Annotated in this window: 9 protein-coding genes; 3 read left to right on the forward strand and 6 right to left on the reverse strand. The window is 70.4% G+C overall.

Going from position 1 to position 13,232, the window contains the following annotated elements; all coding sequences use genetic code 11:
• Positions 1-3: 3 nt before the first annotated feature.
• From G8E01_RS00080 to rpoB, 5 genes are all read right to left on the reverse strand, one after another.
• Entirely contained in the window at positions 4-471 is a 468-nt protein-coding gene (locus G8E01_RS00080) for a hypothetical protein (RefSeq protein ID WP_166314146.1), read from the reverse strand.
• A gap of 34 nt (positions 472-505) precedes the next feature.
• On the reverse strand, positions 506-1,588 hold the full coding sequence (locus G8E01_RS00085) for a hypothetical protein (RefSeq protein WP_166314149.1): 1,083 nt from the start codon (positions 1,586-1,588) through the stop codon (positions 506-508).
• A gap of 103 nt (positions 1,589-1,691) precedes the next feature.
• Positions 1,692-1,862: a hypothetical protein gene (locus tag G8E01_RS00090; protein WP_166314152.1), complete on the reverse strand. Its 171-nt coding sequence runs from the start codon at positions 1,860-1,862 to the stop codon at positions 1,692-1,694.
• Between the two features lie 86 nt (positions 1,863-1,948).
• Entirely contained in the window at positions 1,949-5,824 is a 3,876-nt protein-coding gene (locus G8E01_RS00095) for a DNA-directed RNA polymerase subunit beta' (RefSeq protein ID WP_155048188.1), read from the reverse strand.
• A gap of 42 nt (positions 5,825-5,866) precedes the next feature.
• On the reverse strand, positions 5,867-9,358 hold the full coding sequence (gene rpoB / locus G8E01_RS00100) for a DNA-directed RNA polymerase subunit beta (protein WP_205827182.1): 3,492 nt from the start codon (positions 9,356-9,358) through the stop codon (positions 5,867-5,869).
• A gap of 288 nt (positions 9,359-9,646) precedes the next feature.
• Here rpoB and G8E01_RS00105 point away from each other — a divergent pair, with 288 nt between their 5' ends.
• Positions 9,647-10,537 carry a hypothetical protein gene (locus G8E01_RS00105; protein ID WP_166314155.1) on the forward strand — a complete coding sequence of 297 codons (891 nt, stop codon included), beginning with the start codon at positions 9,647-9,649 and terminating at the stop codon, positions 10,535-10,537.
• 3 nt (positions 10,538-10,540) lie between these two features.
• On the opposite strand, the gene G8E01_RS00110 is transcribed toward G8E01_RS00105, so the two are convergent.
• Positions 10,541-11,701, reverse strand: a complete 1,161-nt coding sequence (locus G8E01_RS00110; protein ID WP_166314158.1) for a benzoate/H(+) symporter BenE family transporter — start codon at positions 11,699-11,701, stop codon at positions 10,541-10,543.
• A 32-nt stretch (positions 11,702-11,733) separates the two neighbouring features.
• Between G8E01_RS00110 and G8E01_RS00115 the strand changes: the two genes are divergently transcribed.
• Together G8E01_RS00115 and G8E01_RS00120 are read left to right on the forward strand one after the other, a co-directional pair.
• The gene (locus G8E01_RS00115; protein ID WP_166314161.1) at positions 11,734-12,591 is read left to right on the forward strand and encodes a spermidine synthase; all 858 of its coding nucleotides are present in this window, start codon (positions 11,734-11,736) and stop codon (positions 12,589-12,591) included.
• An 83-nt stretch (positions 12,592-12,674) separates the two neighbouring features.
• Positions 12,675-13,208 carry a hypothetical protein gene (locus tag G8E01_RS00120; protein WP_166314164.1) on the forward strand — a complete coding sequence of 178 codons (534 nt, stop codon included), beginning with the start codon at positions 12,675-12,677 and terminating at the stop codon, positions 13,206-13,208.
• Positions 13,209-13,232 lie beyond the last annotated feature (24 nt).

The raw sequence follows: 13,232 nt of genomic DNA on the forward strand, positions 1-13,232 counted from the left end.
GCCTCAGCGCGGCGCGTCTTCCCAGGGCCAGCGCGGGCGTTCGGCGCCCGTGCGGCGCACCGCGATGGCGGCCCCGGCGGCGACGGCGGCGGTGAGCGCCACGACGGGTTCCACCCAGCCGATGAGGACCTCGCTCACGGCGCCGAGCGCGACGCCGAGGTCACCGGCTCCCACGAGCGCGCCGGCACCGAGCACGAGCGCGTGCGTCGCCCCCGCCGCGAGCGCCACTCCGGCGGCCGCGACATAGGAGGGGCGCTCGCGCGCGACCGTCTGGCGCACGAGGAGCGCGAAGACCGCGATGGCCGCCCCCGCCGCGACGTAGGCGGGGACGACGCCCACGCCGCGCGTGCGAATCACGTCCTCGTCCAGGGCGAGACTCGACACGCCCAACCCCGCCACGAGGAGGGCGAGGTAGCCCGCGGTCGCAAACGCCGTGAGCACGCCGTCGGAGAGCCGGTCGCGCGAGGTCATGGATCCATTGTCCCGCCGGAGACGTCGGGACGCCTTAGGAACGCGCCTGCGGCCCGTCCGCGATCAGGCGGTCGTACTCCTCGCGCTCCTCGCGGTTGAGCTCCGAGATCTTGCCGCCGCGCTTCGACACCCAGGCGCCGAACCAGATCGTCACCTCGCGGGCGAGGATCAGCGCGAGCAGGGCGACGGGGTGCAGGACGTTGGCGACAAGGAGGTCGACGCCCTCGCGCGCCGTGATCGCCCAGAACGGCGCGTCGACAAAGACGCCCGCGAGGAAGCCGACGTACGTCAGCACGGCGACGAGCAGGCCGAAGATGACCCAGGACCACCAGCGCGCGCGGTTCACGATCGCGCCGAGGAGCCAGAAGGCCAGCCAGAACGCGATGACCGTGACCCAGAACGTCGGGGCAAGCAGGTCGACCGTGACGAAGTCGACGGGATCCGGGATCCCCTCGCCGTTCGCGACGCTCATGACCGCCTGCCACCCGAAGGTCGCGGCGGCGAACAAGACGGCGAAAGCGAGGGCCGCGAGCAGGCCGATGAGCCCCGAGGCGCCGCGGTTGCCGCGCTTGCGGGGCGCCTCCGGCGCCTGCACGAAGATCGGGGCGGGCGCCGCGTGGGTCGGCTTGCTGGGCGCCACGGTGGCCGGCTCGTCGGCGGGGTCGTCCGTACGGAAGGTGCGCGTCTCAGCGGGCTCGAACCACGGGCTCTGCGCCGCGGGAGACTCCCCCTCCTCGTCGACGCGGCGCGTCTCGGGCTCCGGCTCGGGGCGCGACGGCGCGACCGGCGCGGCGGCGGCGGTCTCGGCCTCGAGACGGTCGAGCTCGGCGGCGAGGGCCTCGTAGTCGGGCTCCTCCTCCGGCGTCTCGTCGGCGCGCTCCTGGGACTCGGCGCGGCGCTGGGCCGCGAGGTCGGCGCGGGTCTGCCCGGTCGTCGGCTCCGGCTCGGCGGGGGTGGTCTCGCGCGCCGCGGGATCCGCGTCGGCGGGCTCCGCCGTGGTCGTGTCGTCTGCGGCCCGGCTCTCGGCCGGCGCGTTCTCCGCGGGCTCCGTCGAGGCGCTCTGGTCCTCGATGGGCTCGCCGTCGTGGTCGTTCCTCGAACCCTGGGCGTCACTCATCGCACGCACTCCTCACGGGCGGGGCCTCTCCCCTCCTGCGGCAGGATAACCCGCGCGATCCCGCTCACCCCGGCGCCTCGCCGCGGGCGCGTCGCGCCGCGCGTTACGCCGTCGTCTCGCGCAGCCAGTCAAAGAATCCGAAGAAGATTCCGCTCAGCCAGTCGCCCACCATGGGCAGCAGCGGCCACGCGGCCCACAGGAGCGCGCCGACGATCCCGATCACGACGACGGTCACGATCACCGTCGCCACGTTGCTGCGTCCCCCGATGGCCATGCGCCCAGGATACGGTGCGCGCCCACCGACCAGGAACGGCCCCGGATCCGCGAGGGATCCGGGGCCGTTCGACAGCTCACGCGGGCTTAGTTGTAGGTGCCCGGCGTGAAGTCGTCCGTCGAGAACGCGTCGAAGTCGACGTAGCTGTAGTCGCCATCGGCGAAGGCCCCGTCCGACGCGAAGATGCGGTTGGGGTACCGCTCGCTCTTCGCCTCCTCCGTCGCCTCCACGACCACGTCGCGGTACTTGGCGAGGCCCGTACCGGCCGGGATCAGCTTTCCGATGATGACGTTCTCCTTGAGACCGATCAGCGGGTCGCTCTTGCCCTGGAGCGCCGCCTCCGTGAGGACGCGGGTCGTCTCCTGGAACGACGCGGCCGACAGCCACGACTCCGTCGCGAGCGACGCCTTCGTGATACCCATCAGCTCCGGGCGTCCCGACGCGGGGCGCTTGCCCTCGCCGACCGCCTGGCGGTTGACGTCCTGGTAGTGGCGCATGTCCACCATCTCGCCGGGGAGGAGGTCCGTCTCGCCGTGGTCGACGACCGTGACCTTCCGCAGCATCTGGCGCACGATGACCTCGATGTGCTTGTCGTGGATCGGCACACCCTGCGAGCGGTACACGCCCTGCACGCCGTCCACGAGGTACTTCTGCACCTCGCGGGCGCCCTGCACGCGCATGATCTCCTTCGGGTCGAGCGTGCCGACCTGGAGGGCCTGACCCACCTCGACGTGCTGGCCGTCCTCGACGAGGAGGGTCGCGCGCTTCAGGACCGGGTAGACGTGGGGCTCGTCGCCGCTGTCCGGCGTGACGATGACCTTCTTGCCCTTGTCCGTCTCCTCGATCGTGACGCGACCGGCCGACTCGGAGATCGGCGACGCGCCCTTGGGGGTACGCGCCTCGAAGAGCTCCTGCACGCGGGGAAGACCCTGCGTGATGTCGTCGGCCGAGGCCGAACCACCGGTGTGGAACGTACGCATCGTGAGCTGCGTGCCGGGCTCACCGATCGACTGGGCCGCGATGATGCCGACGGCCTCGCCGATGTCGACGAGGTTGCCCGTGGCGAGCGAGCGACCGTAGCAGCGGGCGCAGACGCCCACGGCCGAGTCGCACGTCAGGACCGAGCGGACCTTGATCTCCGTGATGCCGCCCGCGACGAGCTTGTCGATCAGCGGGTCGCCGACGTCCTGGCCGGCCTGCGCGAGCACCGTGCCGTCCTCGGCCACCACGTCCACCGCGAGGCTGCGCGCGAAGACCGAGTTCTCGACGTTGGAGTCCTTGACGAGCACGCCGTCGGGACCGACCTCCGCGATCGGGTACGACAGGCCCTTGGCCGTGCCGCAGTCCTCCTCGCGGATGATGACGTCCTGCGAGACGTCGACGAGACGACGCGTCAGGTACCCCGAGTCGGCCGTACGGAGGGCCGTGTCGGCGAGGCCCTTACGCGCACCGTGGGTGGCGATGAAGTACTCGGCGACCGTCAGGCCCTCGCGGAACGAGGACAGGATCGGGCGGGGGATGATCTCGCCCTTGGGGTTGTTCACGAGACCACGGATGGCCGCGATGTTCCGGATCTGCAGCCAGTTACCGCGGGCGCCCGACGAGACCATGCGGAAGATGGTGTTGTCGGCCGGGAAGGCGTCCTTCATCTCCTTCTGCAGGACGTCCGTCGCCTCGGTCCACAGAGCCGTGAGCTCCTGACGACGCTCGTCGTCGGTGGTGAGACCCTTCTCGTACTGCGCGGTGATCTTCGCGGCCTTCTTCTCGTAGCCCGCGATGATCTCGCCCTTGTTCTCCGGCGTGACGACGTCGCTCATCGCGACCGTGACGCCCGAGCGCGTGGCCCAGTAGTAACCCGCGTCCTTGATCTTGTCGAGCGTCTCCGCCGTGACGACCTTCGGGTACTCCTCCGCGAGCTTGTTCACGATCTGCGAGAGCTTGCCCTTGTCGGCCTGCTCGCGCACGAACGGGTAGCCCTTGGGCAGCTGACCGTTGAAGATCATCTGACCGAGCGAGGCGTCCACGAGGCCGTGCGTGTCGTAACCCTCGGGGGCGTCGCCCTCGAGGAACGTCAGGCCGGGCTGGCGGATCCGCGCCTTCGCCTGAAGGTGCAGCGTGCCCTCCTCGAACGCCATCTGCGCCTCGTCGACCGAGCCGAACACGCGACCCTCGCCGGCGGCGCCCTCGATCACGGTCGACAGGTGGTGCAGACCGATGATCATGTCCTGCGACGGGAGCGTCACGGGACGGCCGTCCGACGGCTTGAGGATGTTGTTCGAGGCGAGCATGAGCACGCGCGCCTCGGCCTGGGCCTCGACCGACAGCGGAAGGTGGACGGCCATCTGGTCGCCGTCGAAGTCGGCGTTGAACGCCGCGCACACGAGCGGGTGCAGCTGGATCGCCTTGCCCTCGACGAGCTGCGGCTCGAACGCCTGGATGCCGAGACGGTGCAGCGTGGGCGCGCGGTTCAGGAGAACCGGGCGCTCGCGGATGACCTCGTCCAGCACGTCCCAGACCTCGGGGCGCGTGCGCTCGACGGCGCGCTTGGCGGCCTTGATGTTCTGCGAGTGACCGAGGTCGATCAGGCGCTTGATGACGAACGGCTTGAACAGCTCGAGCGCCATCTGCTTGGGCAGACCGCACTGGTGCAGCTTGAGCTGCGGGCCGACGACGATGACCGAACGGCCCGAGTAGTCGACGCGCTTACCGAGCAGGTTCTGGCGGAACCGGCCCTGCTTACCCTTCAGCATGTCGCTGAGGGACTTCAACGCGCGGTTACCCGTACCCGTGACCGGGCGACCGCGGCGGCCGTTGTCGAACAGCGCGTCGACGGCCTCCTGCAGCATGCGCTTTTCGTTGTTCACGATGATCTCGGGCGCACCGAGATCGATCAGACGGCGCAGGCGGTTGTTGCGGTTGATCACGCGGCGGTACAGGTCGTTCAGGTCGCTGGTCGCGAAGCGGCCACCGTCGAGCTGCACCATGGGGCGCAGCTCCGGCGGGATCACGGGCACGACCTCCAGGACCATCGCGGCCGGCGACATGCCGGTCGAGAGGAACGAGTTGACGACCTTGAGGCGCTTGATCGCGCGGATCTTGCGCTGGCCCTTGCCCTCGGCGATCTGCAGGCGCAGCGCCTCGGCCTCGGCGGCCAGGTCGAAGTTCGCCAGGCGCACCTGCAGCGCCTCGGCGCCCATGCGGGCGTCGAAGTACTGACCGAAGCGGTCCTGGAGCTCCTGGAAGACGTCGTCCTCCGGCTTGAGCTGCCCGACCTCGAGGGAGCGGAACTCCTCCCACATGCGGTCGAGCTTGGCGACCTGCTCGTCCGCGCGCTTGCGGATCGTCGCCATCTCCTTCTCGGCGGCGTCCTTCACCTTGCGCTTCTGGTCGGCCTTGGCGCCCTCGGCCTCGAGCGCGGCGAGCTCCTCCTCCAGCTTCTGGAGGCGCGCGGCGACGCGGGCGTCGCGGCGGTCCGAGACGTTCTTGATCTCGAGGCGCAGGTTGTTCTCGTGCGTGGGCATGTCACGGTGACGTGCCTCCTCGTCGACCGAGATCACCATGTACGCGGCGAAGTAGATGACCTTCTCGAGGTCCTTCGGCGCCATGTCGAGCAGGTACCCGAGGCGCGAGGGGACGCCCTTGAAGTACCAGATGTGCGTGACGGGCGCGGCGAGCTCGATGTGGCCCATGCGCTCGCGACGGACCGAGCTCTTCGTGACCTCGACACCGCAGCGCTCGCAGATGATGCCCTTGAAGCGGACGCGCTTGTACTTGCCGCAGGCACACTCCCAGTCGCGGCTGGGTCCGAAGATCTGCTCGCCGAAGAGCCCGTCCTTCTCGGGCTTCAGCGTGCGGTAGTTGATCGTCTCGGGCTTCTTGACCTCGCCGTGGGACCAGCGACGGATGTCGTCGGCGGTGGCCAGACCGATGCGAAGCTCATCGAAAGTTGTTGCGTCGAGCAATTGACTCTCCTGTGTGGGAAATCTCTAAATCGGCCGGGCGGATCAGATCTCGTCGATCGAGGCGGACTCGAAGCGACTGGAGATGTTGATGCCGAGCTCCTCCGCTGCGCGGAAGGCCTCGTCGTCGGTGTCGCGGAGGCTGACGACCTGGCCGTCAGCGCCGAGCACCTCGACGTTCAGGCAGAGCGACTGCATCTCCTTCATGAGCACCTTGAAGGACTCGGGGATGCCGGGCTCCGGGATGTTCTCGCCCTTGACGATCGACTCGTAGACCTTCACGCGGCCCAGGATGTCGTCCGACTTGACCGTGAGCAGCTCCTGGAGGGCGTACGCGGCGCCGTAGGCCTCGAGGGCCCACACCTCCATCTCACCGAAGCGCTGACCACCGAACTGCGCCTTACCACCGAGCGGCTGCTGGGTGATCATCGAGTACGGGCCCGTCGAGCGCGCGTGGATCTTGTCATCGACGAGGTGGTGGAGCTTGAGGATGTACATGTAACCGACCGAGATCGGGTACGGGTACGGCTCGCCCGTGCGGCCGTCGAACAGCCGGGCCTTGCCCGTGCCATCGACGAGGCGGTCGCCATCGCGCGTCGGCGTCGTGGACTCGAGCAGGCCGCGCACCTCCGCCTCGTGCGCGCCGTCGAACACGGGCGTCGCGACGGGGGTGCCGGGGGCCACCTCGCGGAACTCCTCGGGCAGGTTCACGGCCCACTCCGGGGTGCCCTCGATCTTCCAGCCCTGCTGCGCGATCCAGCCCAGGTGCACCTCGAGGACCTGGCCGAAGTTCATGCGGCCCGGGATACCCATCGGGTTGAGGAGCACGTCGAGCGGCGTGCCGTCGGGGAGGAACGGCATGTCCTCCTCGGGCATGATGCGCGCGATGACGCCCTTGTTGCCGTGACGGCCGGCGAGCTTGTCGCCCTCCGTGATCTTGCGCTTCTGCGCGATGTAGACCACGACGCGGCGGTTGACGCCCGAGCCGAGCTCGTCGTCGCCCTCCTCGGCGTCGAACTCCTTGACCGCGATGACGGTTCCCTGCTCACCGTGGGGCACCTTCAGCGACGTGTCGCGGACCTCGCGGCTCTTCTCGTTGAAGATCGCGCGGAGCAGGCGCTCCTCGGCGCTGAGCTCGGTCTCACCCTTCGGCGTGACCTTGCCGACGAGGATGTCGCCGGGGCGCACCTCGGCACCGATGCGGATAATGCCGCGCTCGTCGAGGTCCTTCAGCAGCTCCGGACTCACGTTCGGGAGATCGCGGGTGATCTCCTCCTTGCCGAGCTTCGTGTCGCGCGCGTCGACCTCGTACTCCTCGATGTGGATCGAGGTGAGTGTGTCGTCCTTCACGAGACGCTGGCTGAGGATGATCGCGTCCTCGAAGTTGTAGCCCTCCCACGACATGAAGCCGATGAGGAGGTTCTTGCCGAGCGCCAGCTCGCCGTTGTCCGTCGAGGGACCGTCGGCGATAACCTCGCCGACCTCGACGCGGTCGCCCGCGCGCACGACGGCCTTCTGGTTGTAGGTGTTGCCCTGGTTCGAACGGTCGAACTTCCGGAGGAAGTAGTCGCGCGTGCCGCCCTCATCGAGCTGCAGCGAGACGTAGTCGGCCGTGACGTCGGTCACGACGCCCGCGACGTCCGTGATGATCGAGTCGCCCGAGTCGATGGCGGCGAACTTCTCCATGCCGGTGCCGACGAGCGGGGCCTCCGACTCGAGCAGCGGCACCGCCTGACGCTGCATGTTCGCGCCCATGAGGGCGCGGTTCGCGTCGTCGTGCTCGAGGAACGGGATCAGGGCCGTCCCCACCGACACCATCTGGCGCGGCGAGACGTCCATGTAGCCGACCTCCTCCGAGGGAATGAGGTCGACCTCGTCGCCGTGCTGGCGGGCGAGGACGCGGTCCTGAGCGAAGGATCCGTCGTCGTTGAGCACGGTGTTGGCCGGCGCGACGTTGAAGGACTGCTCCTCGGCGGCCGAGAGGTAGTCGATCTGCATCGTGACCTTGCCGTCGACGACGCGGCGGTACGGGGTCTCGATGAAGCCGAACGAGTTGATGCGGCCGTAGGTCGCGAGGCGGCCGATGAGGCCGATGTTCGGGCCTTCCGGCGTCTCGATGGGGCACATGCGGCCGTAGTGCGACGGGTGGACGTCGCGGACCTCGACGCCCGCGCGCTCACGCGACAGACCACCCGGGCCGAGCGCCGACAGCGTCCGCTTGTGGGTGATACCCGCGAGCGGGTTGTTCTGGTCCATGAACTGCGACAGCTGGCTCGTTCCGAAGAACTCCTTGATCGCGGCCACGACGGGGCGGACGTTGATCAGGGTCTGCGGCGTGATCGCCTCGATGTCCTGCGTCGTCATGCGCTCGCGCACGACACGCTCCATGCGCGACAGGCCCGTGCGGACCTGGTTCTGGATGAGCTCGCCGACCGCGCGGATACGGCGGTTGCCGAAGTTGTCGATGTCGTCGACGACGATGCGCTTCTCGACGATCTCGCCGCCCTTGGCGACGCCCTCGAAGGACGTGTCGCCGCGGTGCAGGCGGACCATGTACTTGATGGCCGCGACGATGTCCTCGACCGTGAGGACCGAGGCCGACAGCGGCTGGTCGATGCCGAGCTTCTGGTTCAGCTTGTAGCGGCCGACCTTCGCGAGGTCGTAGCGCTTCGGGTTGAAGTAGAAGTTGTCGAGCAGCGAGCGCGCGGCCTCGGCGGCCACCTGCTCGCCCGGGCGCAGCTTGCGGTAGATGTCGCGGAGCGCGTCCTCCTGCGTGAGGATCGTGTCCTTCGCGAGCGTGTCCTCGATCGACGCGATGCCGGCGAACTCCTCGAGGATCTGCTCGCTCGTGAGGCCGAGCGCCTTGAGGAAGACCGTGACGGGCTGCTTGCGCTTGCGGTCGATGCGGACGCCGACCTGGTCGCGCTTGTCGATCTCGAACTCGAGCCACGCACCGCGGCTCGGGATCACGCGCGCCGAGACGATGTCCTTGTCGGACGTCTTGTCGGGCGTCTTGTCGAAGTACACGCCGGGCGAACGCACGAGCTGCGAGACGACGACGCGCTCGGTGCCGTTGATGATGAACGTGCCCTCGCGCGTCTGCAGCGGGAAGTCGCCCATGAAGACCGTCTGCGTCTTGATCTCACCGGTCTGGTGGTTCATGAACTCGGCCTCGACGTAGAGCGGGGCCGCGTACGTCTTGCCGCGGTCCTTGCACTCTTCGATCGAGTACTTCTCGGGCTCGAGGTAGGGGTTCGCGAACGACAGCTGCATCGTCTCCGCGAGGTCCTCGATCGGCGAGATCTCCTCGAAGATCTCCTCCAGGCCGCTCTGGTCGGAGGCGTGCTGACCGGAGGCCGTACGCTCCGCGACGCGCGACTTCCACGCGTCGTTTCCGACGAGCCAGTCGAAGGATTCGGTCTGCAGCGCCAGAAGGTCCGGGACCGTCAGGGCGTCGGTGACTTTTGCGAACGACAGACGCTGTGCGTCGCGTCCGTTCTTGGTGGTGGGGTTGGATGCGTTGCGCGAAGCAGCCAAGGGGATGACCTCCGTGGACCCGAGAAGGGCCCTAGATTCCTTGCCGACAGGGTGTGAGGCGCACTCGAACGTCCACTCGCGCGACCCGCGCCGCTATCTGCGGGGATCGCGCGCATATCCAGCCGACCACCATATGAAGGCACGGAAGACGAAGGCGAGCGCAAATCCCCACGCTACCCCAGTAAGACACGCGCTGTCCACCCCGGTAGTTGACTCGGATTTTCCTCTCAGGTATAACCGCGCGGGCTCCCCGCGCGCCGCCCCCGCCGCGTCGCCTACCCTGGGGCCATGAAGCGCCATCCCTGGCCCCTGTCGAGCGCGAAGGCCTGGCCCGCGTCCGGCACGACCCTCAAGACCGGAATCACGCGGTGGATCGCGCGTGCCGCGGACGCGGGCGTGACGATCGACACCCGTCACGCGCCGGGCGTCACCGTGCACTCGTCGCCGTTCACGGGGCGCGCCGACGTCGAGGCCCTCGCCCTCGACCTGACTGGAGCGACGATCGCCGTCGACGGCGCCGCGGCGGCGGCCGAGGACGCGTGGCCTCGCGCCACCGACGACGAGACCGTGCAGAGCACCCCCGGAACGATCCGCGAGCTCGCGCTGCGAGCGGATCCCGCGACCGTCAACGACATCGAGGTGCGCGCCTCCGCGACCCTCCGCGACGCCCCGGTCGACTGGGTCGTCCTGCACACGGACGACGGGCTCGTCGGCACGATCCGGGAACGCGCGGGCGGATCCGCCCGGGGAGACGTCCGCGTCTCGATGCGGCAGGAGGACGTCGCGGACCTCGCCGCGTCGATCATCGGCCCGGCCGTCTCGCGGGCCGGCGGCTGGCGGATGTCGCTCACGAAGCTGCGCTTCGCCGCGCACGAGACCGCGCCGGGCCGCGTCACCGCGACCGCCGGGATCGCCGTACGACTGTTCTTCGTGCCGTTCTCGGCGCGGTTCGGCGTGGATTTCGAGGCGCACGACGACGGATCCGTGACGATCCACCGCGCCACGGCGGCGAGCCGGAGCCTCCTGTCGAAGCTCGCGCTGCTCCCGCTCCGCCCGCAGATGCGCGGCGTCGCGGGGCGACGGGTCCCACTCGGCACCGACGCGATCGCCGTGACGAGCCTCCGCATCGACGCGGGCGACGAGCGGATCACGGTCTCGGGCGAGCTCGCCTCGAGGTAGTCGCTAGGTGTCGCGGCGCCACGCGAGCGCCGCGTACACCACGAGCCCCGCGGCGAGCGCCCAGAACGCGGCCCCGATCCCCGCGATCGTGACGCCGCTCGCGCCGACGACGAACGTCACGCCCGCGGCCGTGCGATGCCCCGGCGCCCCGGATCCCATCGCGCCCGCGAGGGACGACGCGAGGGTGGGGATGAGCGCGAGGCCGGCGACGGCGCCGAGCACGGCGGGCGCCACGTGCGCGAGGGACGTCAGCGCCGTCGCGCCCAGGGCGAGCACGAGGTAGGCGAAGCCCGTCGTGCGCACGCCCTTCCAGCGCTCCGCGGGATCCGGGTGCGCGTCGGGCGACGCCGTGATCGCCGCCGTGATCGCGCCGAGGTTCAGGGCGACGCCGCCGAGGGGCGCGACGAGCGCGGTGCCGATGCCCGTCACCGTCATCGCCTCGCGCCACGGCACGCGGTAGCCGTAGGACGCGAGGATGGCGGATCCGGGAACGTTCTGCGAGGCCATCGTCACGACGTACACCGGGAGGGCGATGCCGACGACGGCCTCCGCGCTCAGCCGGGGCGGGACCAGCTCGAGCGCGGGCAGGACGGGACCCGACACGCCGCCGGACAGTGCCGCCTGGACGCCGAGGATCGCGACGGCCACGGCGAACGCGGCGGGCGCCGCCCACGTGGGCGCGACGCGCGAGAGGACGAGCCACACCGCGACGATCGGCACGACGCGCCAGGGGTCCTCGAGCACGCCGCGCACGGGCTCCAGGCAGAGCCCGACCAGCACGCCCGCGAGCATCGCCTGCGCGATCGTGGCGGGAATCGCGGCGACGGCGCGCGCGAGGAGCGGCCAGACGCCCGTGAGCACGATGAGCGCGGCCACGAGGAGAAAGGCGCCGACGGCGACGGCGAAACCGCCGACGGGCTCCGCCCCCGACGCGAGCAGGGCGGCGCCCGGCGTCGACCACGCCACGAGGACGGGGATCCGCGTGCGCGGCGCGAGCCACAGCATCGCGAGCGCCTGGCCGATGCACACCGCCACGAGGCCGGACGCGGCCTGCGCGGGCGTCGCGCCCACGGCGGTCAGCCCGGCCAGGACGACCGCGGAGGTGCTCGCGAAGCCCGCGAGCGCGGCCGTGAGACCCGCCAGGGTCGTCGAGTGCGCGCGCATGATCGCCAGCGTAGGGGCGAGAGAATGGTCGCATGGGACGACAGCGCCGCAAGGACACCGACTTCCCCCGCGCGCGGCTGGACTCCGGCGCGATCGCCGAGGTGCGGCCGAGCGAGTTCGGATCCGGGTACGAGGTGATCGTCGACGGCACGCCCCAGTCGCACGTGGACCTGGCCGATCCGACCTACCTCGCGTTCGAATACGTCGCGCGCATGGGGGCCGTGATCGATCAGCTGCCCGCGGGGCCGATCTCGGCGGTGCACCTCGGCGCGGGCGGGCTCACGCTCCCCCGCTACGTGGCGCACACGCGACCCGGCTCCCGGCAGCAGGTCGTCGAGCTCGAACAATCGCTCGTGGATCTCGTGCGCGCCGAGCTGCCGCTGCCGCGCGACGCGCAGGTGCGGATCCGCGTCGGCGACGCGCGCGCGGGCCTCGGACGCATGCCTCCCGCGATGCGCGGATCCGTCGACCTCGTGGTGAGCGACGTCTACTCGGGCGCGCAGACCCCGGCGCACCTGACGACGGTCGAGTTCTATCGCGAGGCGGCCGCGCTCCTCGCGCCGGGCGGGGTCCTGCTCGTCAATGTCGCCGACGGGGCAGGTCTCGCGTTCGCCCGGCGCCAGGTCGCGACGGTCCGGGACGTCCTCCCGCACGTCGCGATCCTCGCCGAGGTGCAGGTGCTCAAGGGGCGGCGCTTCGGCAACCTCGTGCTCGCGGCGTCGGCGCGCGAGCTCCCGACCGAGTGGCTGCCGCGGCTCATGGCCGCGGGCCCCCACCCCGCGAAGGTGGCCGAGGGGGCCGAGGTACGCGCGTTCGCGGGCGACGCGGCGCCGGCGACGGACGCGGACGCGACGGCCTCCCCGAAGCCGTCCGAGCGCCTGTTTGAGTGACACCCCGCGCGCCGGGTTCGTTACCAGGATGTGACCGGGCAGGATAGGAGTCCGCACGAGCGGCCAGAAGGAAGGGATTCGGCGTGGGCTTCATCCAGGGATACGACGCGGACACCCTCCAGGAGATCGTCGACCGGTCCGCCGTCTACGAGCGGCTCATCGAGGTGCGCCGCCAGCGCAGCTTCCCCGCGCAGCTCGAGCAGGTGTGGCTCCTCAAGGTCCTCGGGGAGCTGGACGAGGCGCTGCAGGTCGCCGAGCACGCCGTGCGCCTCGCGCGCATGTCGGGCACGCGCAAGGACCTCCTCCACGCGCGGATCCTGCACGCGACGGTCAACCAGATGCGCGGCGCGTTCACGCGCGCCGAGGCGGAGCTGACCGCCTGCATCGAGGAGGCCGAGGGGCAGCGCTGGGCGCGGATCGGCGCGCTCGCGCACACGCACCGCGGCAAGGTGCGCCTCGACGCCGGCGACTACGACGGCGCGCGCGCGGACTTCAAGCGCGAGCTGTTCCTGCGCCAGGAGCTCGGGGCGGACGACGACGAGCTCGAGACGACCCTGACCTTCGTCGAGACGGCGGAACGCCGCCGCAGCCAGAGCCGGGGCCTGTTCGCGAGCTGATCCGCGCCGATGTCGGTGGCCCGG

It is taken from the genome of Microbacterium excoecariae (genome assembly GCF_011326725.1).
In the GTDB taxonomy this organism is placed as follows: Bacteria; Actinomycetota; Actinomycetes; order Actinomycetales; family Microbacteriaceae; genus Microbacterium; species Microbacterium excoecariae.

What these genes read in the sequence shown, in the direction of transcription:
- G8E01_RS00110 (WP_166314158.1), bottom strand. Translation starts at nt 11,701, where the DNA reads ATGCGCGCGCACTCGACGACCCTGGCGGGTCTCACGGCCGCGCTCGCG.
- G8E01_RS00090 (WP_166314152.1), bottom strand. Translation starts at nt 1,862, where the DNA reads ATGGCCATCGGGGGACGCAGCAACGTGGCGACGGTGATCGTGACCGTC.
- G8E01_RS00085 (WP_166314149.1), bottom strand. Translation starts at nt 1,588, where the DNA reads ATGAGTGACGCCCAGGGTTCGAGGAACGACCACGACGGCGAGCCCATC.
- G8E01_RS00080 (WP_166314146.1), bottom strand. Translation starts at nt 471, where the DNA reads ATGACCTCGCGCGACCGGCTCTCCGACGGCGTGCTCACGGCGTTTGCG.
- G8E01_RS00105 (WP_166314155.1), top strand. Translation starts at nt 9,647, where the DNA reads ATGAAGCGCCATCCCTGGCCCCTGTCGAGCGCGAAGGCCTGGCCCGCG.
- G8E01_RS00115 (WP_166314161.1), top strand. Translation starts at nt 11,734, where the DNA reads ATGGGACGACAGCGCCGCAAGGACACCGACTTCCCCCGCGCGCGGCTG.